The organism is Massilia sp. IC2-477 (genome assembly GCF_020707265.1).
Classification (GTDB): domain Bacteria; phylum Pseudomonadota; class Gammaproteobacteria; order Burkholderiales; family Burkholderiaceae_D; genus Telluria.
This window is the reverse complement of sequence record NZ_JAJFEQ010000021.1, coordinates 1-21,279: the sequence shown is the minus strand read 5'-3', so window position 1 is coordinate 21,279 and position 21,279 is coordinate 1. Positions and strand designations below refer to the sequence as shown.

General features: G+C 62.5%; 26 protein-coding genes. 24 read left to right on the top strand and 2 right to left on the bottom strand.

The window, feature by feature from the left end:
- Positions 1-6: 6 nt before the first annotated feature.
- The 19 genes from rplX (at position 7) to dsbD (ending at position 11,446) form a co-directional block, all read left to right on the top strand.
- Positions 7-321 (top strand): 50S ribosomal protein L24, encoded by a 315-nt coding sequence (gene rplX / locus LK542_RS24355; RefSeq protein WP_027867252.1) that lies wholly within the window; start codon positions 7-9, stop codon positions 319-321.
- A gap of 5 nt (positions 322-326) precedes the next feature.
- Entirely contained in the window at positions 327-866 is a 540-nt protein-coding gene (rplE, locus tag LK542_RS24350) for a 50S ribosomal protein L5 (protein ID WP_224946781.1), read from the top strand.
- A 4-nt stretch (positions 867-870) separates the two neighbouring features.
- Entirely contained in the window at positions 871-1,176 is a 306-nt protein-coding gene (rpsN, locus tag LK542_RS24345; protein WP_159698324.1) for a 30S ribosomal protein S14, read from the top strand.
- Positions 1,177-1,190: 14 nt separating this feature from the next.
- Positions 1,191-1,586, top strand: coding sequence for a 30S ribosomal protein S8 (gene rpsH / locus LK542_RS24340; RefSeq protein WP_159698321.1), 396 nt, complete (start codon positions 1,191-1,193; stop codon positions 1,584-1,586).
- Between the two features lie 9 nt (positions 1,587-1,595).
- A complete protein-coding gene (gene rplF, locus LK542_RS24335) occupies positions 1,596-2,129 on the top strand; it encodes a 50S ribosomal protein L6 (protein ID WP_227803576.1) in 534 nt (177 codons plus the stop codon).
- Between the two features lie 11 nt (positions 2,130-2,140).
- Entirely contained in the window at positions 2,141-2,503 is a 363-nt protein-coding gene (rplR, locus tag LK542_RS24330) for a 50S ribosomal protein L18 (RefSeq protein WP_005663438.1), read from the top strand.
- Between the two features lie 12 nt (positions 2,504-2,515).
- A complete protein-coding gene (gene rpsE / locus LK542_RS24325; protein ID WP_227803577.1) occupies positions 2,516-3,034 on the top strand; it encodes a 30S ribosomal protein S5 in 519 nt (172 codons plus the stop codon).
- A gap of 11 nt (positions 3,035-3,045) precedes the next feature.
- The gene (gene rpmD / locus LK542_RS24320) at positions 3,046-3,225 is read left to right on the top strand and encodes a 50S ribosomal protein L30 (protein ID WP_036246278.1); all 180 of its coding nucleotides are present in this window, start codon (positions 3,046-3,048) and stop codon (positions 3,223-3,225) included.
- 26 nt (positions 3,226-3,251) lie between these two features.
- On the top strand, positions 3,252-3,683 hold the full coding sequence (rplO, locus tag LK542_RS24315; RefSeq protein ID WP_227803578.1) for a 50S ribosomal protein L15: 432 nt from the start codon (positions 3,252-3,254) through the stop codon (positions 3,681-3,683).
- A gap of 28 nt (positions 3,684-3,711) precedes the next feature.
- Entirely contained in the window at positions 3,712-5,046 is a 1,335-nt protein-coding gene (secY, locus tag LK542_RS24310; RefSeq protein WP_227803579.1) for a preprotein translocase subunit SecY, read from the top strand.
- Between the two features lie 20 nt (positions 5,047-5,066).
- Positions 5,067-5,285: a translation initiation factor IF-1 gene (gene infA, locus LK542_RS24305; RefSeq protein WP_005663428.1), complete on the top strand. Its 219-nt coding sequence runs from the start codon at positions 5,067-5,069 to the stop codon at positions 5,283-5,285.
- Positions 5,286-5,321: 36 nt separating this feature from the next.
- Positions 5,322-5,435 carry a 50S ribosomal protein L36 gene (rpmJ, locus tag LK542_RS24300; RefSeq protein ID WP_005663407.1) on the top strand — a complete coding sequence of 38 codons (114 nt, stop codon included), beginning with the start codon at positions 5,322-5,324 and terminating at the stop codon, positions 5,433-5,435.
- A gap of 16 nt (positions 5,436-5,451) precedes the next feature.
- Positions 5,452-5,817 carry a 30S ribosomal protein S13 gene (rpsM, locus tag LK542_RS24295; protein ID WP_036208931.1) on the top strand — a complete coding sequence of 122 codons (366 nt, stop codon included), beginning with the start codon at positions 5,452-5,454 and terminating at the stop codon, positions 5,815-5,817.
- A gap of 14 nt (positions 5,818-5,831) precedes the next feature.
- Positions 5,832-6,236 (top strand): 30S ribosomal protein S11, encoded by a 405-nt coding sequence (rpsK, locus tag LK542_RS24290; RefSeq protein ID WP_005663404.1) that lies wholly within the window; start codon positions 5,832-5,834, stop codon positions 6,234-6,236.
- A gap of 268 nt (positions 6,237-6,504) precedes the next feature.
- Positions 6,505-7,128: a 30S ribosomal protein S4 gene (gene rpsD, locus LK542_RS24285; RefSeq protein ID WP_159698306.1), complete on the top strand. Its 624-nt coding sequence runs from the start codon at positions 6,505-6,507 to the stop codon at positions 7,126-7,128.
- A 278-nt stretch (positions 7,129-7,406) separates the two neighbouring features.
- Positions 7,407-8,384 (top strand): DNA-directed RNA polymerase subunit alpha, encoded by a 978-nt coding sequence (locus tag LK542_RS24280; RefSeq protein WP_005663401.1) that lies wholly within the window; start codon positions 7,407-7,409, stop codon positions 8,382-8,384.
- Between the two features lie 121 nt (positions 8,385-8,505).
- Positions 8,506-8,901: a 50S ribosomal protein L17 gene (rplQ, locus tag LK542_RS24275; protein ID WP_005663400.1), complete on the top strand. Its 396-nt coding sequence runs from the start codon at positions 8,506-8,508 to the stop codon at positions 8,899-8,901.
- Between the two features lie 104 nt (positions 8,902-9,005).
- Positions 9,006-9,521 (top strand): GNAT family N-acetyltransferase, encoded by a 516-nt coding sequence (locus LK542_RS24270; RefSeq protein WP_227813929.1) that lies wholly within the window; start codon positions 9,006-9,008, stop codon positions 9,519-9,521.
- A 68-nt stretch (positions 9,522-9,589) separates the two neighbouring features.
- Entirely contained in the window at positions 9,590-11,446 is a 1,857-nt protein-coding gene (gene dsbD / locus LK542_RS24265) for a protein-disulfide reductase DsbD (RefSeq protein WP_374040261.1), read from the top strand.
- An 81-nt stretch (positions 11,447-11,527) separates the two neighbouring features.
- Here the strand turns inward: dsbD and LK542_RS24260 are convergent, their stop codons facing one another.
- Positions 11,528-12,094, bottom strand: a complete 567-nt coding sequence (locus tag LK542_RS24260) for a Spy/CpxP family protein refolding chaperone (protein ID WP_227813928.1) — start codon at positions 12,092-12,094, stop codon at positions 11,528-11,530.
- A gap of 204 nt (positions 12,095-12,298) precedes the next feature.
- Between LK542_RS24260 and LK542_RS24255 the strand changes: the two genes are divergently transcribed.
- From LK542_RS24255 to LK542_RS24235, 5 genes are all read left to right on the top strand, one after another.
- The gene (locus tag LK542_RS24255) at positions 12,299-13,027 is read left to right on the top strand and encodes a response regulator (RefSeq protein ID WP_227803583.1); all 729 of its coding nucleotides are present in this window, start codon (positions 12,299-12,301) and stop codon (positions 13,025-13,027) included.
- The gene (locus LK542_RS24250; protein ID WP_227813927.1) at positions 13,024-14,385 is read left to right on the top strand and encodes an ATP-binding protein; all 1,362 of its coding nucleotides are present in this window, start codon (positions 13,024-13,026) and stop codon (positions 14,383-14,385) included. Before LK542_RS24255 ends, LK542_RS24250 begins: the two co-directional genes overlap by 4 nt.
- A gap of 142 nt (positions 14,386-14,527) precedes the next feature.
- Positions 14,528-15,730 carry an efflux RND transporter periplasmic adaptor subunit gene (locus LK542_RS24245; protein ID WP_227803585.1) on the top strand — a complete coding sequence of 401 codons (1,203 nt, stop codon included), beginning with the start codon at positions 14,528-14,530 and terminating at the stop codon, positions 15,728-15,730.
- Positions 15,727-18,834, top strand: coding sequence for an efflux RND transporter permease subunit (locus LK542_RS24240; protein ID WP_227813926.1), 3,108 nt, complete (start codon positions 15,727-15,729; stop codon positions 18,832-18,834). The genes LK542_RS24245 and LK542_RS24240 overlap by 4 nt, the downstream gene beginning before the upstream one ends.
- Positions 18,835-19,015: 181 nt before the next feature.
- Positions 19,016-19,927 carry a hypothetical protein gene (locus LK542_RS24235; RefSeq protein ID WP_227813925.1) on the top strand — a complete coding sequence of 304 codons (912 nt, stop codon included), beginning with the start codon at positions 19,016-19,018 and terminating at the stop codon, positions 19,925-19,927.
- Between the two features lie 1,259 nt (positions 19,928-21,186).
- Here LK542_RS24235 and LK542_RS24230 read toward each other — a convergent pair.
- A partial coding sequence (locus LK542_RS24230) for an IS3 family transposase (protein ID WP_227801150.1) occupies positions 21,187-21,279 on the bottom strand: 93 nt, incomplete at its 5' end.

Genomic DNA, 21,279 nt, shown 5'->3' with positions numbered 1-21,279 from the left:
GTCGACATGGATAAGATTCGTAAAAACGACGAAGTCATCGTCTTGGCCGGTAAGGACAAGGGCAAGCGTGGCGTCGTTCAGAAGCGTGTAGACGCTGAGCACGTCATCGTTGAAGGCGTCAACGTCGCTAAGAAAGCGACCAAGCCAAACCCGATGACCGGTGTTACTGGTGGTATCGTCGACAAGACTATGCCGATTCACGTGTCGAACGTCGCGCTGTTCAACGCTGCGACCGGCAAGGCAGATCGCGTTGGCTTCAAAGACCAGGACGGCAAGAAAGTCCGCGTCTTCAAGTCGAACGGCGAAGTAGTGAAGGGGTAAGATAAATGGCCCGTCTCCAACAAATTTACAAAGACAAAGTCGTCGCCGAGCTGACCGAGAAATTCGGTTACAAGTCGATCATGGAAGTCCCGCGCCTGACCAAGATCACCCTGAACATGGGTCTGTCGGAAGCAGTCGCTGACAAGAAGATCATCGAGCACGCTACTGGCGACCTGACCAAGATCGCCGGCCAGAAGCCGGTCGTCACCAAGGCGCGCAAGGCAATCGCAGGTTTCAAGATCCGCGAAGGCTACCCGATCGGTACCATGGTTACCCTGCGTGGCAACCGCATGTACGAATTCCTGGACCGCTTCATCACCGTGGCCCTGCCGCGCGTGCGTGACTTCCGCGGTGTGAATGGCAAATCGTTCGACGGTCGTGGCAACTACAACATCGGTGTCAAGGAACAGATCATCTTCCCTGAAATCGACTACGACAAGATCGATGCGCTGCGTGGCATGAACATCTCGATCACCACCACCGCTAAGACCGACGAAGAAGCCAAAGCGCTGCTCGCCGCCTTCAAATTCCCGTTCAGGAACTAAGAGCATGGCAAAACTTGCACTGATTAACCGCGAACAGAAGCGTGCAGACCTGGTGGAGAAATTCGCCGCAAAGCGTGCCGCTCTGAAAGCGATCATCAACGACCAGTCGAAGTCGGAAGAAGAGCGTTACGAAGCGCGCCTGAAACTCCAGGCACTGCCGCGTAACTCGGCCCCGACCCGCCAGCGTAACCGCTGCGCCATGACCGGCCGCCCACGTGGCACTTTCCGTAAATTCGGTCTGGCCCGTACCAAAGTCCGTGAATTCGCCATGAAAGGCGAAATCCCGGGTATGACCAAAGCCAGCTGGTAATAGGAGAATAAGCAATGAGTATGAGCGATCCTATCGCCGATATGCTGACCCGCATTCGCAACGCACAAACTGTTTCGAAGACCACGGTCAACATGCCGTCGTCGAAAGTCAAGGTTGCCATTGCCAACGTCCTGAAGGACGAGGGTTACATCGAAGATTTCGCCGTGACCACCGAAGGTGGCAAGGCTGAACTGAAAATCGGTCTGAAGTATTACACCGGCCGTCCGGTCATCGAGCGCATCGAGCGCGTGTCCCGTCCTGGCCTGCGCGTCTACAAGGGCAAGAACGAGATCCCGACCGTCATGAACGGCCTGGGCGTGGCAATCGTCTCGACCCCGCAAGGCGTGATGACCGACCGCAAAGCACGTGCTACCGGCGTCGGTGGCGAAGTGCTGTGCTACGTGGCTTAAGGAGTAAACATGTCTCGAGTAGCTAAGATGCCAATCGCCGTCCCGGCCGGTACCGATGTCGCGATCAACGCGTCGTCGATCACCGTCAAGGGCCCGCTCGGCACCCTGACCCAGGCCCTGAACGGCATGGTCAAAGTGGAAAACAACAACGGCACGCTGACTTTCGACGTGGTGGACGATTCGCGTGAATCGAACGCCATGTCGGGCACCCTGCGCGCCCTGGTCAACAACATGGTTACCGGCGTCACCAAGGGCTTCGAGAAGAAGCTGAACCTGGTGGGCGTGGGCTACAAGGCAGCTGTGCAGGGCAACGCCCTGAACCTGTCGCTGGGCTTCTCGCACCCGGTGCTGCACGCGATGCCGGAAGGCGTCACCGCAGCAACCCCGACCCCGACCGAAATCGTGATCAAGGGTATCGATCGCCAGAAGGTCGGCCAGGTTGCCGCTGAAGTGCGCGCTTACCGCTCGCCTGAGCCTTACAAAGGCAAGGGTGTCCGTTATTCGGACGAAGTGGTGAAGCTTAAAGAAACCAAGAAGAAATAATCGGAGCTGACATGGACAAGAAACAATCGCGTCTGCGTCGCGGACGTCAAACCCGCATCAAGATCGCCCAGCTGGGCGTGAACCGTCTGTCGGTTCACCGCACCAACCTGCACATCTATGCGAACCTGATCAGCCCGGACGCTAAGGTGCTGGTGTCGGCCTCGACGCTGGAAGCTGAAGTGCGTGCTGAACTGGCTGGCAAGACTGGCGCCGGCGGCAACGCTGCCGCTGCTGCCCTGGTCGGCAAGCGCGTCGCTGAGAAAGCACTGAAAGCAGGAATCACCGAAGTCGCATTCGACCGTTCGGGTTTCCGTTACCACGGCCGTGTGAAGGCGCTGGCAGAAGCCGCGCGTGAAGCCGGTCTGAAGTTCTAAGGAAGAATCGTCATGGCAAAAATGCAAGCGAAAATGGCAAGCGACAAGCCGGATGATGGCATGCGCGAGAAAATGATCGCGATCAACCGCGTGACCAAAGTGGTCAAGGGTGGTCGTATCATGGGTTTTGCAGCGCTGACCGTTGTCGGTGACGGCGATGGCCGCATCGGCATGGGCAAGGGCAAGTCGAAGGAAGTTCCTGTCGGCGTGCAAAAAGCGATGGAAGAAGCCCGCCGCAACCTGATCAAGGTGCCCCTCAAGAACGGTACGCTGCACCACATGGTGACCGGTCGTCACGGCGCCTCGCGCGTCATGATGATGCCGGCCAAGCCGGGTACCGGCGTGATCGCTGGTGGCGCAATGCGCGCTATCTTCGAGGTGATGGGCGTGACCGACGTGGTCGCCAAGTCGACCGGTTCGTCGAACCCGTACAACCTGGTTCGCGCAACGCTCGACGGCCTGTCGAAAATGAGCACTGCTTCCGATATCGCTGCCAAGCGCGGCAAGTCGGTCGAAGACATCCTGGGTTAAGGGGAACAAACATGGCAAACACTGTCAAAGTCAAGCTCGTCAAGGGCCTGATCGGTACCCGTCAGGATCACCGTGCTACCGTCCGCGGCCTGGGTCTGCGTCGTGTCAACTCGGTCTCCGAGCTGCAGGACACCCCGTCCGTGCGTGGCATGATCAACAAAGTCGCGTACCTCGTTAAAGTTGTTTCGTAAGCCGCGGCTTACGTACGGAGAAATCAATGGAACTCAATACCATTCAACCAGCTGACGGCGCCAAGCACGCGAAGCGTCGCGTTGGCCGCGGTATCGGCTCGGGCCTGGGCAAGACTGCCGGCCGCGGTCACAAGGGTCAGAAATCGCGTTCGGGCGGCTTCCACAAAGTCGGCTTCGAAGGCGGTCAGATGCCTCTGCAGCGTCGTCTGCCGAAGCGTGGCTTCAAGTCGCTGAACGCGACCTTCAAAGCTGAAGTGCGCCTGTCGGACCTGAACAACCTGGCTGTCGGCGAAATCGACATCCTGGTGCTCAAAGCAGCAGGCATCCTGCCGGTGGTGGCACGCGACGTGCGCGTCATCCTGTCGGGCGAGATCACCAAAGCGGTGACCCTCAAGGGCCTGAAGGCAACTGCCGGCGCACGCGCCGCGATCGAAGCAGCTGGCGGTTCGGTCGCTTAATTGCGACCCTGCCTGATCGGAGCAAAAATTGGCGACTAATTCACAACTTGGTAAAAGCGCTGCATCCGGTTTCCCCTGGGGCCGGTTGTGGTTTTTGCTTGGCGCATTGGTCGTGTACCGCATCGGTGCTCACATCCCGGTCCCCGGGATTGACCCGGTGCAGCTGGCAGCGCTGTTCAAGCAGAACGAAGGCGGCATCCTGGGCATGTTCAACATGTTCTCGGGTGGCGCCCTGTCCCGCTTTACCGTGTTCGCCCTCGGCATCATGCCTTACATTTCGGCTTCGATCATCATGCAGCTTGCATCGATCGTCTCGCCGCAACTCGAGGCGCTGAAGAAAGAGGGCGAAGCCGGCCGCCGCAAGATCACCCAGTACACCCGTTACTTCACGGTTGCGCTGGCTCTGTTCCAGGCGTTCGGCATCTCGGTCGCGCTCGAAGCGCAGCCAGGCCTCGTGCTCGATCCGGGCATGGGCTTCCGCTTCGTCACGGTGACGACGCTGCTGACCGGCACCATGTTCCTCATGTGGCTGGGCGAGCAGATCACCGAGCGTGGTCTTGGCAACGGTATTTCGATCATCATTTTTGCCGGTATCGCAGCAGGTCTGCCGTCGGCCATGGGTGGCCTGTTCACCCTGGTATCGAACGGTTCGATCGGCAGCATCTCCGCGATCCTCATCGTGATCCTGGTGGCGGCGGTGACGTATGCCGTCGTGTTCGTGGAACGTGGACAGCGCAAGATCCTGGTCAATTACGCTAAACGCCAGGTCGGCAACAAGATCTACGGTGGCCAAACCAGCCACCTGCCCTTGAAGCTGAACATGGCCGGCGTGATCCCGCCGATCTTCGCCTCGTCGATCATCCTGTTCCCAGCGACGATCGTCGACTGGTTCACCCGTGGCAAGGACAGCACGAGCCCGATCATCGGGTTCCTGAAGGACCTGGCCGCGTCGATGGCACCAGGCGAGCCGATCCACGCGTTGCTGTATGCGGTGGCGATTGTGTTCTTCTGCTTCTTCTACACGGCGCTGGTATTTAACAGCAAGGAAACGGCGGACAACTTGAAGAAGAGCGGCGCGTTTGTTCCGGGCATCCGTCCGGGCGAGCAGACTGCACGCTACATCGACAAGATCCTGATGCGCCTGACCCTGGCCGGTGCGGTCTACATCACCCTGGTGTGCCTGGTGCCGGAGTTCATGACCTCGCAGTGGAAAGTTCCTTTCTACTTCGGTGGCACGTCGCTCCTCATCGTTGTGGTGGTAACGATGGACTTCATGGCACAAGTGCAGAACTACGTCATGTCGCAGCAATATGAGTCGCTGCTGCGCAAGGCAAACTTCAAGGGCGGTATTCCGTCGCGTTAAGCGGGGAAGGCATAGACCGAATGGCAAAAGACGACGTCATCCAAATGCAAGGGGAGATTCTGGAGAATCTTCCAAACGCAACATTTCGCGTGAAGCTGGAAAACGGGCACGTGGTTCTGGGACATATCTCGGGTAAAATGCGGATGAATTACATCCGCATTCTCCCGGGTGACAAGGTAACGGTGGAACTGACCCCGTACGACCTGTCCCGGGCCCGCATTGTGTTCCGCACCAAGTAAAAAATCATCAAGTAAACGAACCGAAGAGAGTGCAAAATGAAAGTTAACGCTTCAGTCAAGCGGATCTGCCGCAACTGCAAGATCATCAAGCGCAAGGGCGTGGTCCGTGTGATCTGCGTCGAGCCGCGTCACAAGCAGCGTCAAGGTTAATTTCGAGGAATAACGAATGGCACGTATTGCAGGGGTTAACATCCCAAATCATCAGCACACTGTTATCGGCCTGACGGCGATCTACGGTATTGGCCGTCCGCGTTCGCAGAAGATCTGCGACGCAACCGGTATCGCGACCAACAAAAAGGTCAAGGACCTGGACGATAACGAACTCGAGAAGCTGCGCGACGAAGTTGCGAAGTTTGTCGTGGAAGGCGACCTGCGCCGCGAACTGTCCATGAACATCAAGCGTCTGATGGACCTGGGCTGCTACCGCGGCATGCGTCACCGCAAGGGCCTGCCAGTGCGCGGTCAGCGTACCCGCACCAATGCTCGTACCCGCAAGGGCCCGCGCAAGGCAGCTCAATCGCTCAAGAAATAATCTAGGAACCGACCATGGCCAAGCAACAGAGCAGCGCAGCAGCAGCCCGCGTGCGCAAGAAAGTCAAGAAGAACGTCGCCGAGGGCATCGCTCACGTCCACGCGTCCTTCAACAACACCATCATCACGATCACCGACCGTCAGGGCAACGCTCTGTCGTGGGCAACCTCGGGCGGCGCCGGCTTCAAAGGCTCGCGCAAATCGACCCCGTTCGCAGCGCAGGTTGCTGCCGAAGCCGCTGGCAAGGTCGCTCAGGAATCGGGCGTGAAGAACCTGGAAGTGCGCATCAAGGGCCCAGGCCCGGGCCGTGAATCGGCTGTGCGTGCACTGAACAACCTGGGCATCAAGATCACTGAGATCCAGGACGTCACCCCGGTTCCGCACAACGGCTGCCGTCCGCCGAAGCGTCGTCGTATCTAATACGACAGCGTTCCGGCAGTGGGGGCGGGTGCAAACCCTCCTCTGCGTCGCGAAAAGCCAACGACGGGGCCTTGCGCCCCGTTGTGTTTTACCAGATTGACCGGCGCAGTAGGCCCAAAATGGGTTATACTGCCCGGCTCTTGTCGTCCGCCGTTCGTACGGTGGGCGTTTTTTCAAGCCACGTCCGCTCTCAAGTAGAAGTGGACTAGCGCCTGCCGCATCGCTTGCGATGCCTCTGGGGCGTGATTAATTTATAAAGGTATTCAACGTGGCACGTTATATCGGACCAAAAGCAAAACTGTCGCGCCGTGAAGGCACTGACCTGTTCCTGAAGAGCGCACGCCGCTCGCTCGATTCGAAGTGCAAACTGGACATCAAGCCAGGCCAGCACGGCGTCAAGTCGGGTGCCCGCACCTCGGACTACGGCAACCAGCTGCGTGAAAAGCAGAAGGTCAAGCGCATGTACGGCGTCCTCGAGCGTCAGTTCCGCCGCTACTTCGCCGAAGCATCGCGCAAGAAGGGCAACACCGGCGAAACCCTGCTGAAGCTGCTGGAAGCCCGTCTCGACAACGTCGCTTACCGCATGGGCTTCGGCTCGACCCGCGCTGAAGCGCGTCAGCTGGTGAGCCACAAGGCCTTCACCGTCAACGGCAACGTCGTGAACATCGCTTCGTACCAGGTCAAGACCGGCGACGTGATCGCTGTCCGCGAAAAGGCCAAGAAGCAAGTGCGTATCGCTGAAGCCCTGTCGCTGGCCGAGCAAGTCGGCTTCCCGAGCTGGGTCTCGGTCGACGCCAAGAAGTTCGAAGGCACCTTCCGTTCGTTCCCGGAACGTAACGAGATCGCTGCTGACGTCAACGAAGCGCTGATCGTCGAACTGTACTCGCGTTAATTGACTTTTTGGACGACGACAGTCGTCCGAAAAGTCACCCCGGCGCAGGCCGGGGCCCAAGTTTGTCGGCATATCGGAAAACTTGGGTTCCGGCCTACGCCGGAACGACGGCGATGTGCGGCTGCAGCGACCACAGGTCGGCGCCGCACCAGGATCAGAATCTCATCTTCCGTCGTTCATCCAGATTCGTATCACCGCCTGTTCCCCGAACAGGCGCTTTTATTAATGCCATCAGCCTTATCGGTGTAACGAGCCGAGGGTATTGAAAAGGACATTTCATGCAAAACAGTCTGTTGAAGCCACGTATCATCGATGTCGAAGCACTCGGCGCCGGCCACGCAAAAGTCGTGATGGAGCCGTTCGAACGTGGTTATGGTCACACCCTGGGCAACGCGCTGCGTCGCGTGCTGCTGTCGTCGATGGTCGGCTACGCGCCGACCGAAGTGACGATCGCCGGTGTGGTGCACGAGTACTCGTCGCTGGACGGCGTGCAGGAAGACGTCGTCGACCTGCTGCTGAACCTGAAGGGCGTCGTGTTCAAGGTCCACAACCGTGACTCCGTCACCCTGACCCTGAAGAAGGAAGGCGAAGGCGCCGTCCTGGCTTCGGACATCGACCTGCCGCATGACGTGGAACTGATCAACCCGGATCACGTGATCGCTCACCTGACCGCCGGCGGCAAGCTGGACATGCAGATCAAGGTCGAGAAGGGCCGCGGCTACGTTCCTGGTAACGTGCGCCGCCTGTCGGAAGACACTAACAAGACCATCGGCCGCATCATCCTGGACGCCTCGTTCTCGCCGGTCCGTCGCGTGTCCTACGCCGTGGAATCGGCCCGTGTCGAACAGCGTACCGACCTGGACAAGCTGATCATCAACATCGAAACCAACGGCGTCATCACTCCGGAAGAAGCGATCCGCCAGTCGGCCCGCGTCCTGGTGGACCAGCTGAACGTGTTTGCCGCCCTGGAAGGCACCGAAGCCGCCGCTGAAGCACCGTCGCGTGCTCCGCTGGTCGATCCGATCCTGCTGCGTCCGGTGGACGACCTGGAACTGACCGTCCGCTCGGCAAACTGCCTGAAGGCCGAAAACATCTACTACATCGGCGACCTGATCCAGCGTTCGGAAAACGAACTGCTGAAGACGCCGAACCTGGGCCGCAAGTCGCTCAACGAAATCAAGGAAGTCCTTGCTTCGCGCGGCCTGACCCTGGGCATGAAGCTCGAGAACTGGCCGCCGGCTGGTCTGGAAAAGTAATTGCAGTACCTGCCCGGACAATGTCTGTCCGGGCAGTCTTTAACCACTAAAACCGGTCCGCGGTCATGCGCAAGCATGAACGATCGAAGAACTGGAATGTAAACACTCGAAAGGAAGTACCATGCGTCACCGTCACGGCCTCCGTAAACTGAACCGTACCTCGTCCCACCGCCTGGCAATGCTGCGCAACATGACCGTCTCGCTGCTGCGTCATGAAGCCATCAAGACCACCGTGCCGAAAGCCAAGGAACTGCGTCGCGTCATCGAACCGATCCTGACCCTGGGCAAAACCGACACCCTGGCCAACAAGCGCCTGGCATTCGCTCGCCTGCGCGACCGCGAAATGGTGCAAAAGCTGTTCGCCGAACTCGGCCCGCGTTACGCCAACCGTAACGGCGGCTACCTGCGCATCCTGAAAATGGGTTTCCGCGTGGGCGACAATGCGCCGATGGCCTACGTCGAACTGCTGGACCGTCCGGAAGTCACCTCGGCTGAAGAAGCTCCGACCGCCGAGTAATCGCTTTTTGCGACGACTGAAAAAACCAGGCCCCGTGCCTGGTTTTTTTTCGTCCGTCTTTTTGCCGATTCCACTGTGCGGCGTGGCCATGTACGATGCCGCCCATGACCATCCTGAAGACGCCACGCCTGATCCTGCGCCGCGCCCGCAGCGCCGATGTCGACGATATGCACCGCGTGCTGAGCGATCCAGCGGCCCTGGACTACTGGTCCTCGGGTCCGCATGCCAGCCGCGACGAGACGGTCGCCTGGATCGACGCCATGGTCGCATCCAGGCTGGAGGAGAGCGACGACTTCGTCATCGAGTACGCCGGCACCGTCATCGGCAAGCTGGGAACCTGGCGCCTGCCGGAGATCGGCTACATCATCGCGCCGGCCTACTGGGGCCGCGGACTGGCCTCCGAAGCCCTGCGCGCCTTCCTGCCGCATGTGTTCTCGCGCCCGGACGTCGACCGCATCACCGCCGACGTCGACCCGCGCAACCTGCGCTCGCTGGCCATGCTGGAACGCCACGGCTTCGTGCGCACCGGCTATGCCGCCGGCACCTGGCATACGCACACCGGGATTGCGGACAGTGTCTACCTCGAACTGCAGCGCGTCCGCTTCGCGGCGAGTAAATAAGCATTGCCACAGACAGGGATGGACGTGCCGGTGTACCATTCCGCCGGCACCAACACTCATCTGACACCATGCTCTCGATGCTCTACCGTCTTTCGCGCTGGCTCCTGCAGGGCTGCATGCTCCTGTTTGCGCTGTACCTGTTGCTGGGCACGGGCAGCGCCCGCGCCGCCGACGACTTCCTCGATCCCGCCATTGCCTTCCGCTTCGACGCCCGCATGGCCGATCCACAGACTGTGGAAGTGCGCTACCAGATCGCCGAGGGCTACTACATGTACCGCGAGCGCTTCGCCTTCCGCGCCACGGGGGCCAAGCTTGGCACGCCCGAGATCCCGCCGGGCAAGGTGAAGTACGACGCCACCTTCGAAAAGGATGTTGAAACCTACAAGGGCGAGCTGGTGATCCGCATCCCGGTGGAGGGCGGCGGACCGTTTACCCTGAGCGCGACCAGCCAGGGCTGCGCCGACGCCGGCCTGTGCTATCCGCCGCAGGAGCACAGCGCCCAACTGTCCGCAGGCGCCGGCGGCACTGCGCCGCCGCTGCCGATCGGCGCCAATGCGCCGCAGATGTCGACGCCGCTGAGCTCCACGCCACAGATGGATACGCCGCCCGCTCCGGCACAGGCGGCGACGCCCTCCGCGGCCGCGCCGGTAGCCGCCGCTGCGCCGCCTTCCGACATGGCCGGCATCGCGGGCATCCTCGCGGGCGGCCGCCTGCTGGCGATCGTCCCCGCCTTCGTCCTGCTCGGCCTGGGCCTGGCCTTCACGCCCTGCGTGCTGCCGATGCTCCCGATCCTGTCCTCGATCATCATCGGCGAGGGCAGGCAGGCCGGCCGCATGCGCGGCTTCATCCTGTCGGCGACCTATTCGCTGGGCATGGCGATCGTCTACACCGCTCTCGGCGTGGCCGCCGGCCTGGCCGGGGAGGGGCTGGCAGCGGCGCTGCAGAACCCCTGGGTGCTCGGCGCATTCGGCCTCCTGATCGTGGCGATGGCCCTGTCGATGTTCGGCTTTTATGAACTGCAGCTGCCGGCCGCGCTTCAGACCCGCCTGGCGAATGCTTCCAACCGCCAGTCGGGCGGCAAGCTGCTCGGGGTGTTCGCCATGGGCGCGATCTCGGCCCTGATCGTCGGCCCCTGCGTGGCTGCGCCGCTGGCTGGCGCCCTGGTCTACATCAGCCAGACCCGCGACGTCGTCATCGGCGGCGCCGCGCTGTTCGCGATGGCGGCCGGCATGAGCATCCCGCTGCTGCTGGTCGGGGTCTCGGCCGGCTCGCTGCTGCCGCGCGCGGGCGCCTGGATGGAATCGGTCAAGCGCCTGTTCGGCGTGCTGATGCTGGCAATGGCCCTGTGGCTGGTGTCGCCGGTGCTGCCGCCGGTGGTGCAGATGCTGGGCTGGGCGGCGCTGCTGTTCGGCTATGGCTTCTACCTGCTGCGCCGCCACAGGCACTGGCTGGCGATGGCCCTCGGGGCCGCTTTTGCCCTGCTGGGCGGGGTGCAGCTGGTCGGCGCCGCCACCGGCGGCCGCGACGCGCTGGCACCGCTGGCCCATCTCACCGGCAGCGCCCACCAGGGTTTGAGCTTCAAGCGCATCAAAACGGTGCAGGACCTGGACCGCGAACTGGTGAACGCCGGCGGCAAGACCGTGATGCTCGACTTCTATGCCGACTGGTGCGTGTCCTGCAAGGAAATGGAAAAGCTCACCTTCGTCGACCCGGCGGTGCAGGCGAAGCTCGCCAATACCATCCTGTTGCAGGTGGACGTCACCGCCAACGATCTCGAGGACAAGGCGATGCTGAAACGATTTACCTTGTTTGGCCCGCCGGGAATCATCCTGTTCGGGCCGGACGGCAAAGAGATCGAAGACAGCCGTGTGATTGGTTACCAGGACCCGAAGAAGTTTTTGAACTCACTGGCAAAGCTGCCGTGAGTTGAACGCGCGCTCGGCGAAGCCGAGCACCCTACGGTAGGGTGGGCAAGTTTCTTGCCCACGCGTTCAGGCAGCCGTAGATCAGCCGCGCATCATCTGACCATGGCCACCATGGTGGCGGCCGCCGCGGCGGTGCTGCGCCTGCTCGTCGAAGATCTTGCGCTGTTCCGGCGTGAGGGCCGCGTACAGGCTGTTCAGGGCCGACAGGCGGGCTTCCATGCGGGCGGTGCGTGCCTTCTGCAGCGCGATGTGGCGCTCCATGCGCTGCGGGGCGGTGAGGGCGGCGCGCTGTTCCTTGCTCAGGCGCTGGCCGGCGCGCTCACCCTTTTGCAGCGGCGCCGAGCTGGCCACGAAAGCCTGCCACACCGGCTGCTGGGCCGGGGTCAGCTTCAGCGTTTCGGCCAGCTTGGCCTGGCGTGCGGCGCGCTGCTCCAGGCGCTTGGCGCGGAATTCCGCCATTTTCGCCTGGCGCTGCTCCGGCGTCATGTTACGGAACTCGGCGCGCTTGGCTTCGCGCTGCTCCTTGCTCACGGCGTAGCCGTGGCGGCCTTCAGCCGGGGCGCCGGTCTGGGCCTGGACGCCGAGCGAGGCGCCGGCGATGCCGAAAGCGGCCAGGACGATCACGATGTTCTTGCGGACGGTGTTCATTGTGTTTTTCCTTAGTGAGAGTCAGGTTGGTGTGCGGTTTGCATCCGGACTGCTCGCTGCACGGTTCCCATCATCGCCACAAACTGTAACCGTGGGATTTCCCCTGTCCGATACTTTGTATCAATATGTTTCGCGCCTATCGGCATATACAAGCCGATACAAAAACGGTGTCCATGTCGCCTTCAGATGCGGATAATTGAGGCTATGGACAATCTCTCTACGATTTTGATCGTCGACGACGACCGCGACATCCGCACCCTGCTCGCCGACTACCTCGAATCGAACGGCTACCGCACCATCGCGGCGGCCGACGGCACCGGCATGTGGAAGGCGCTCGACGATGCTAGGCCCGACCTGATCGTGCTCGACCTGAACATGCCGGGCGACGATGGCCTGACCCTGTGCCGCAAGCTGCGCGCCACCTCGAGCCTGCCCGTCATCATGCTGACCGCCCGCAACGAGCCGCTCGACCGCATTCTCGGCCTCGAGATGGGCGCCGACGACTACCTGCCGAAACCCTTCGAGCCGCGCGAGCTGCTGGCGCGCATCCGCAGCGTGCTGCGCCGCTCGCACGCCATGCCCTCCAACGCACCGTCCGAGAACGTGCAGCAGATGCGCTTCTCCGGCTGGACCCTGGACCTCACCGCGCGCCACCTGGTCAACCCGCAGGGCGTGGTGATCATGCTGTCGGGCGCCGAGTTCCGCCTGCTGCGCGTGTTCCTGGAACACCCGAACCGCGTGCTCAACCGCGACCAGCTGCTGAACCTGACCCAGGGGCGCGACGCCGATCCGTTCGACCGCTCGATCGACATCCAGATCTCGCGCCTGCGCCAGAAGCTGGGCGAAGACGCGCGCATGCCGCAGATTATCAAGACTGTGCGTAATGGCGGCTACGTGCTGGCCGGCCAGGTGACCGTGGAGCCGCCTGCGTGAAAGCCTTCCTCGGATCGATGACGGGACGCGTGTTCGTCACCCTGCTGCTCGGCATCCTGATCTCGGCAACACTGACCCAGCTGGCCGCCGACCTGGAACGCCAGCGCGTCATCGAACAGCAGCGCGACCAGCACCTGCTGGAACGCGCCGAACAACTGGTGATGGCGACCGAGATCGTGCCGACCTCGGCGCGCTCGGTCTACCTGTCGGTGGCCAACCGCCCCGGCCTGCGCCTGGAAGTCGGCGCGCCCCAGCCGCTGGCAGGCAGCCCGACCTGGTTCGCCCGCTCGCTGGCGGCGCGCCTGGGCGACGGCTACGGCATCAATTCGGCCGCCAGCCGCCCGGCCTCGTGCGACATGCCGCACCAGCAGGCCGTGCTCTACGGCCTGATCCGCACCCAATGGAAGGGCGCCTGCGAAACCCTGAACGTGCGCCTGCGCGACGGCGAAGAGATGCGCCTGTCGGTGCTGCCGCCGCGCTCGGCCTTCACCGGGCCCGAGACCGATTACCGCATGACCATCGGCCTGTTCCTGTTCAGCATTGCCGCGCTGGCCTACGTGGTGGCGCGCATGACCACCCGCCCGCTGAAGGTGCTGGCGCGCGCCGCCCAGGACCTGGGGCAGGACATCAACCGTGCTCCCCTGGCCTTGAACGGCGCCAGCGAGATCCGCCAGGCCAGCGCCGCCTTCAACGCGATGCAGGCGCGGATCCGCCAGTACATCTTCCAGCGCACCCAGATGCTGGCGGCGATCACGCATGACCTGCAGACGCCGCTCACCCGCATGCGCCTGCGCCTCGAGAAAGTGTCGGACGCCGAGCTGCAGGAACGCCTGATCGGCGACCTGTCGGCCATGCAGGAAATGGTGCGTGAAGGCCTGGTGCTGGCGCGCAGCATGGACACCACCGAGAACATGCAGATGCTGGACCTCGACTCGCTGCTGGAAGCCGTGTGCGCCGACGCCGTCGACGCCGGCCAGCAGGTGGCGCTCAAGGGCCACGCCGGCATGGCGCTGCTGGGACGGCCGCTCGACCTGCGCCGCTGCCTGGGCAACCTGATCGACAACGCGGTCAAGTACGGGCGCGAAGCGCGCGTCTGCGTCGACCGCATCAACGGCGCGGCGCGCGTGCGCATCCGCGACAACGGCCCCGGCATCCCGGTGGGCGAGCTGGGCCGGGTGTTCGATCCGTTCTACCGCGTCGAAACCTCGCGCTCGCGCGAATCGGGCGGCACCGGCCTGGGCCTGACCATCGCCCGCAACATCGCCGAACAGCATGGCGGCAGCATCGCACTGGCCAACCACCCGGAAGGCGGCCTGGAAGTGACGCTGGTGCTGCCGGAGTACTATCCGAACAAATAAAAGCGCAAGATAGCGAATACACAATCTTGAAACATGGCCGTGCGAGAATGAAGCGCCGCGTATTCCGATACTGCGCGGGGCGGCATTCCAGGCCGGACAACACGAGAGAAAGAACCGCCGGTACTGGCGGCAAGGGACGAACATGAAAAAGAAGAACGCGGGATTCATCGTGGGTGTCGTGGCGCTGGCCGTGGCCGGCGCCTGGTACCTGAACAAGGGTGATGGCGCGCACGCCGACAATGGCCCGGGCGGCAAGGGCGGTCCCGGCGGCAAGGGCGGAATGCCGCCGACCACGGTCAACGTGGTGGCGCCGCAACGCCAGGACGTCGGCGTCGAGCTGTCCGCGAACGGCACCGTGACCCCGGTGCGCACCGTCGACCTGCACCCGCAGACCACCGCCACCATCCGCCAGGTGCATATCCGCGAAGGCCAGTTCGTCAAGGAAGGCCAGGTCATGTTTTCGCTGGACGATCGCGCCGACCGCGCCAACGTCGCCCGCGCCGAAGCGCAGGTGGCCCAGAACCGCGCCACCCTGGCCGACCTCGAGCGCCAGTACAAGCGCAGCCAGGAACTGTCGGCCCAGGGCTTCCTGTCCCAGAGCGCGGTCGACTCCCTGAAGAGCCAGGTCGAGGCGGCGCGCGCGCTGGTCCAGAGCAATGCCGCGGCCGCCCGCGCCAGCCAGGTGAGCGCCAGCTACACCACGATCCGCGCCCCGATGTCGGGCCGCGTGGGCGCCATCGACATCCACCCGGGCGCGCTGGTGCAGCCGACCACGTCCTTGACGACCATCACCCAGCTCGACCCGATCGACGTCTCCTTCAACCTGCCGGAGTCGAGCCTCGGCGCCCTGCTGGCGGCCCAGCGCGCAGGCAAGGTCGGGGTGCAGGCAAGCGCCGGCACCGGCCTTGATGCCAAGCCGGTCATGGGCGAACTGAAGTTCGTGGACAACGCGGTCGACCCGGCCGCCGGCACCATCCGTGTCAAGGCCCAGTTCGCCAATCCGCAGAGCATGCTGTGGCCGGGCCAGTACGTGAACACCAGCGTTACCGTGCAAACCATCCGCGATGCCGTCGTGATTCCGCAGAACGCGATCATCACCGCCACCAATGGCACCTTCGTGTACGTGGTGGGCGAGGGCAACGAGGCAAAACAGGTCAAGGTGGCGCGCCTGCACGGCTTTGGCGAGTATGCTGCCGTGACCGGCCTGCAAGGGACCGAGAAGGTCATTACCGAAGGCAAGCAGAACCTGCGTCCGGGCGGCAAAGTCCGCTTGGCTGGTGCCAAACCCCAAGACCCGGCAGCATCGAGCGCAGCGATGCAGGGTAAGAAGGGTGACAAGGCATGAACCTGTCGGAACTGTGTATCCGCCGTCCCGTGATGGTGGTGCTGCTATCGCTGGCCATGATCCTGGTCGGCGTGCTCGCCTACATGCACATCCCGGTCGCGGCGCTGCCGAGCTATAACACGCCGGTCATCAACGTCAATGCCAACCTCGCGGGCGCCAGCCCCGAGAACATGGCCTCGTCGGTCGCGCTGCCGCTGGAAAAACAGTTTGCGACCATCGCCGGCATCAAGACCATCAGCTCGACCAACACCCAGGGCAACACCTCGCTGACGCTCGAGTTCGATGAATCGATCGACGTCAACGAAGCGGCCGTGGACGTGCAGGCCGCGCTGCTGCAGGTCCAGCGCCAGCTGCCGCAGGAAATGACCGACCTGCCGTCCTACCGCAAGATCAATCCGGCCGACTCCCCGATCCTGTTCATGCACATGACCTCGCCGTCGATGGACTTGTCGGAGCTGAACGACTACGCGGAAAACCTGGTCTCGCCGGCGATCTCGACCCTGCCCGGCATCGCCCAGGTGACGGTCAACGGCGGCAAGCGCTTCGCGGTGCGGGTGCGTGCGAAACACGACCTGATGGCCGCACGCAATATTTCGATGTCCGAGCTGGCCACCGCGCTGCGTTCGGCCAACTCGATTACCCCGCTCGGCATCCTGGACGGCCCGAGCCAGAGCCTGACCATCCAGGGTGGTGGCCAGCTGATGCGTGCCCAGGACTTCGCCGGCCTGATTGTCGCCACCCGCGATGGCCTGCCGGTGCGCCTGCGCGACATCGCCGAAGTCGAGGACAGCTACCAGTCGGTCAAGGCCACCGGCAGCCTGAACGGCGAGCGCTCGATCGTGCTGATGGTGCAGCGCCAGCCGAACGCCAACACCGTGCAGGTCGTCGACGCCGTGCGCGCGCTGATGCCGCGTTTCGAGACCCAGCTGCCGCAGTCGATCAAGATTCACCTGGTCAACGACCGTTCGGACTCGATCCGCGAGGCGATCCACGACGTCAACCTGACCCTGGCCGGCACCGTCGTCCTGGTGATCCTGGTGATCTTCCTGTTCCTGCACCGCCTGACCGCGACCCTGATCCCGGCCGTCACCGTGCCGATCTCGCTGCTGGGCGCGCTCTCGCTGCTGTACGCCTTCGGCTACAGCCTCGACAACATCTCGCTGCTCGGTATTACGCTGGCGGTCGGCCTGGTGGTCGACGACGCCATCGTGGTGCTGGAAAACATCGTGCGCCACATGGAGATGGGCAAGAAGCCGATGCAGGCCGCCCTGGTCGGTTCGCGCGAGATGGGCTTTACCATCATCTCGATCTCGATTTCGCTGGTGGCCGTGTTCATCCCGATCTTCTTCATGCCGGGCGTGATCGGCCTGCTGTTCCGCGAATTCGCCGTGATCGTGGGTCTGGCGGTGCTGGTGTCCGCCATCGTGTCGCTGACCCTGGTGCCGATGATGTGCTCGCGCCTGATCAAGCATGGCGGCCACGTCGATCCGAAAGAAATGTCCTGGGTCGGCCGCCGCTTCGAAGCCATGTTCACCAACGTGCGCGACGGCTATGCCCGCACCCTCGACATGGCGCTACGCCACCGCTTCCTGGTGCTGATGATGGCGGTCGGCACCGTGGTGCTGACCGGCGTGCTGTACTCGACCATGCCGAAAGGTTTCTTCCCGGAAGAAGACATCGGCCAGCTGCGCGTGATGGTTGAGGCCTCCGAAGACACGTCCTCGTTCAAGCTGATGCAATTGCAGGCGCAGGTCGTGGACATCGTGCGCGCCAATCCCCACGTGAAGGACGTCACTTCGTTCAGCGGCGGCGGCAATACCGGCCGCATGTTCCTGGTCCTGAAACCGCGCAGCGAGCGCCCCGCCATGCCGCAGGTGGTCGACGAGCTGCGCAAGGCCACCCGTGCGGTGGCGGGCGTGCAGGTCTTCCTGTCGCCGGTACAGAACCTGCAGCTGGGCGGCCGCCAGTCCAAGAGCCGCTACCAGTACACGCTGCAGAGCGTGTCGGGCGGCGAGATCGGCGGCTGGGCCGACCAGTTCCTCGAGCGCATGCGCCAGGACCAGCGCTTCCGCGACGTCACCAGCGACTCCCAGAACAAGGCGCTGCAGGCCACCATCGACATCGACCGCGACAAGGCCGCGCTGCTGGGCGTGGAGATGGCCGACATCCGCACCGTGCTGTACGCTTCTTTTGGTGAGCGCCAGGTCTCGACCATCTACTCGACCGCGGCCAGCTACTACGTGATCCTGGAAGCGGCCCCGAGCGACCGCTACTACGACGAAGCGCTGTCGCGGGTGTCGGTGCGCAGCAAAAACGGCGACCTGGTCAAGCTGTCCAGTTTCGCCACCGTGCGCCGCACGGTCGGCCCGCTGGCGGTCAACCACCAGGGCCAGCTGCAGGCGATCACGCTGTCCTTCAACCTGGCGCCGAACGTGCCGCTGGGCGACGCCACCGCCGCCATCGAGCAGATGGGCCGCGACATGAAGCTGCCGGCCTCGATCATCGCCAACTACGGCGGCGACGCGGCCGTGTTCCAGGACACCCAGTCGAGCCAGCTGATCCTGATCATCGCCGCCATCGGCGTGATCTACGTGCTGCTGGGCGTGCTGTACGAGAGCTACATCCACCCGCTGACCATCCTGGCCGGCCTGCCGTCCGCGGCGGTGGGCGCCTTGCTGACGCTGTGGATCTTCGACATGGACCTGACCCTGATCGCGATGATCGGTATCCTGATGCTGATCGGTATCGTCAAGAAGAACGCGATCATGATGATCGACTTCGCGCTCGACGCCCAGCGCACCCAGGGCATGAAGCCCCAGGAAGCGATCCGCGAGGCCTGCATCCTGCGCTTCCGTCCGATCCTGATGACCACCCTGGCCGCCATGATGGGCGCACTGCCGATCGCGCTGGGCATCGGCGCCGGCGCCGAGCTGCGCCAGCCGCTCGGCCTGGCCGTGGTGGGCGGCCTGATCTTCTCGCAGGTGATCACGCTGTACATCACCCCGGTGATCTACCTCTACCTGGACAAGTACAGCGGCACCGGCCCGATGACCGACAAGCAGCTGGCCAAGCTGGAGGAGCAGCCGACACAGCCGGCACACTGAGGCTGCAGGCAGGCGGGAGCAAATCCCGCCTGCCTGAAACATCTCGTAACATCCCTCAAGGCGCTGTAAAGGTAATCTTTGTTGCCTTTAAGTCCAGCCAAAGTGCGCCAGCGCCGCAAAACGGTTAGACTGCGGCTCTCGTGCAGTATTGATAGACGCCGATCCAGGAACCTGTTTGACCTTGCGTGACCATTCCCACACCTACGACGAGCACAGCGATGTGTGCGCGCACTGCGGCCAGCCCCTGCCGGTGCAGGGGCGCAGCAGCATGCCCGCGTACGGCCGCCAGGGGCCGAACCGGCCGGCGCTGGTCGGCACGGTCCTGCTGCACGTCTTGCTGGTCGCGATCTGGCTGTTTTCTCCCGACAAGGACGCGCAACAGGCCAAGCCGGCCTCGGGAGACGACGGGCAGGTAGTCTACGTCGCACCGATGCAACAGAAGCCATCGGAGGCGCCGCGCGAGATGGCGCCGAAACCGATCCCGCTGCCCTCCATCACGGTCCCGCAGCAGGAACGCATCGAGATCGCGCGCCTGCCGGACACGATCACGACCCCGCCAGAGCAGCCGGTCAAGGAAACCAAACCGACGCAGAAGTTCGACGAATCCAAGCCGGTCGACATGCAGGACTTCATTGCAGCGCGTCGCCGCCAGCGCGGCGCCGCCACCGGCAGCGAGCAGCCATCCGAGGAAAGCGAAGCGGCCAAGGGCACGCGCAACGCGCTGGCCAACATCGCCGCCATCAACGGCCGCGGCCGCGAAGACCGCAACGAAAGCGGCGGCGTGTTCTCGGTATCGAACAAGACCTTCCACAGCATGGACCTGAAGTTCCGCGGCTGGAACCCGAACTTCCAGCGCCGCTGGCTGACGCAGGTGACGGTGGAGCAGGGCAGCGAGCCGGACATCGAGATCGCGGTGGTCAAGAAGATGATCGAGCTGATCCGCCGGGAAAAGAAGGGCGACTTCGAATGGGATTCGCACCGCCTGGGGCGGATCGTCAAACTGAGCGCGCGGGCGGAGGATACCGACGAGCTGATGACCTTCCTGTTCAAGGAAATGTTCCCGGAGTACAAGCCGCCGCAGCAGTGGCGCTGATACAAGTTCCCCAAAGAGGTCGATCAGGTAGCGCGCCATGCCGCTGCCTCGCTCGATCACCTATGTCAGGGAACGTAGACCATGTAGACGCTCACAAGGGCTTGATTGCCAAGCTCTGATTACTGTTGCAGGTTGCAGAATTTCGGCTATGTCCGTTAGCGGGCCGAAGCGGACCCAGTCAGGACGACGGCAGCTACTGGAACACTGATCGACTAGAGAGTATGGTCTTCCATGCGGCGCAGGTACCAACATGTGCCTTTTCGTACAAAATGGTAGTCCACTATGAGCGAGTCGGTACCAGGCTTGCCCATGCGTACGGTTGCCTCGGCACTTCTTAGCAGTGTAGTACTGAGCTCGACGCCGTTATCGCGAGCAAACACAGCAATCGCAGGTATCGTTGCGTCGTCGCGCTGTTGGATCAGCCTTTTGACGGCGCTGCGACCTTGCTGCTTTGAGTTAAGGTCTTCATGCTTGATAAAGGCCAGTGGATACTCTGTGCGCGTCAGAGCGAAACTCTTGTTGGTACCAAACGACTCTACGAACTTTTCGAATGGTTCCGGTGTACGCGCCTTGCACTCTGCAAGTGCGCTTGCTGGTACAAGTAACATTGCGAGGAGCAAGGCACAATTCATCGTTTTCCCCATCAGGTCGTAAGCGTTTCGATTTCACATCTGTACTAACGTCTGCTTGTGGCAGGTAGTTGCCGCTCAATGTACGACAGCTCCCGACCCAAAGCAGACCTAACAGAATCTCTGCCACCGATGCAATACACTACCGGTGTACAAACACTATTCGAACAGCTGTGTACAGCTTGATGCATGCAAGCGGCCAAAGAAGAATGGCTGCGGTGGCAATCATTAGTTCTAGATCGAGCAAATGCTCCGAGCCGGGAACATAGCAATCACCGCGCTGTGGGCAGCCGATCGCTGCACGATACCCCTGATAATAAGATATTAGAACGAACGGAAAATACCCGACCGCTGCCCAGTAGGCAATGAGTAAGACGCCTAGAAATTTTTTATTTGGTTCTCTATTCATCGGTTCTGCTCTTAGCTGGCGGGGGCATTGAGCTCAGCATAGCAGGTTGGCAAGACGCAAAGATCGCGAACTGTCACGAGCGACCGGATTCGGCCCAGAGCTGACGTCCTTCCTGAGTCGCATTTGACTGCATTTCCGCCATGGCCTTGATCCTGTTGGGCGTTCCAAAACAAAAACGGCGCATTGATGAACTGACCCCGTAAAGTTGGACGGTTAGTTTGCTAAGCGGCCAAGGCCTGAGTCCTGTACTGAACGGGGCTCAGGCCTTTTAATTTGAGCTTGATGCGGTCGTTATTGTAATAGTGGATGTAGTC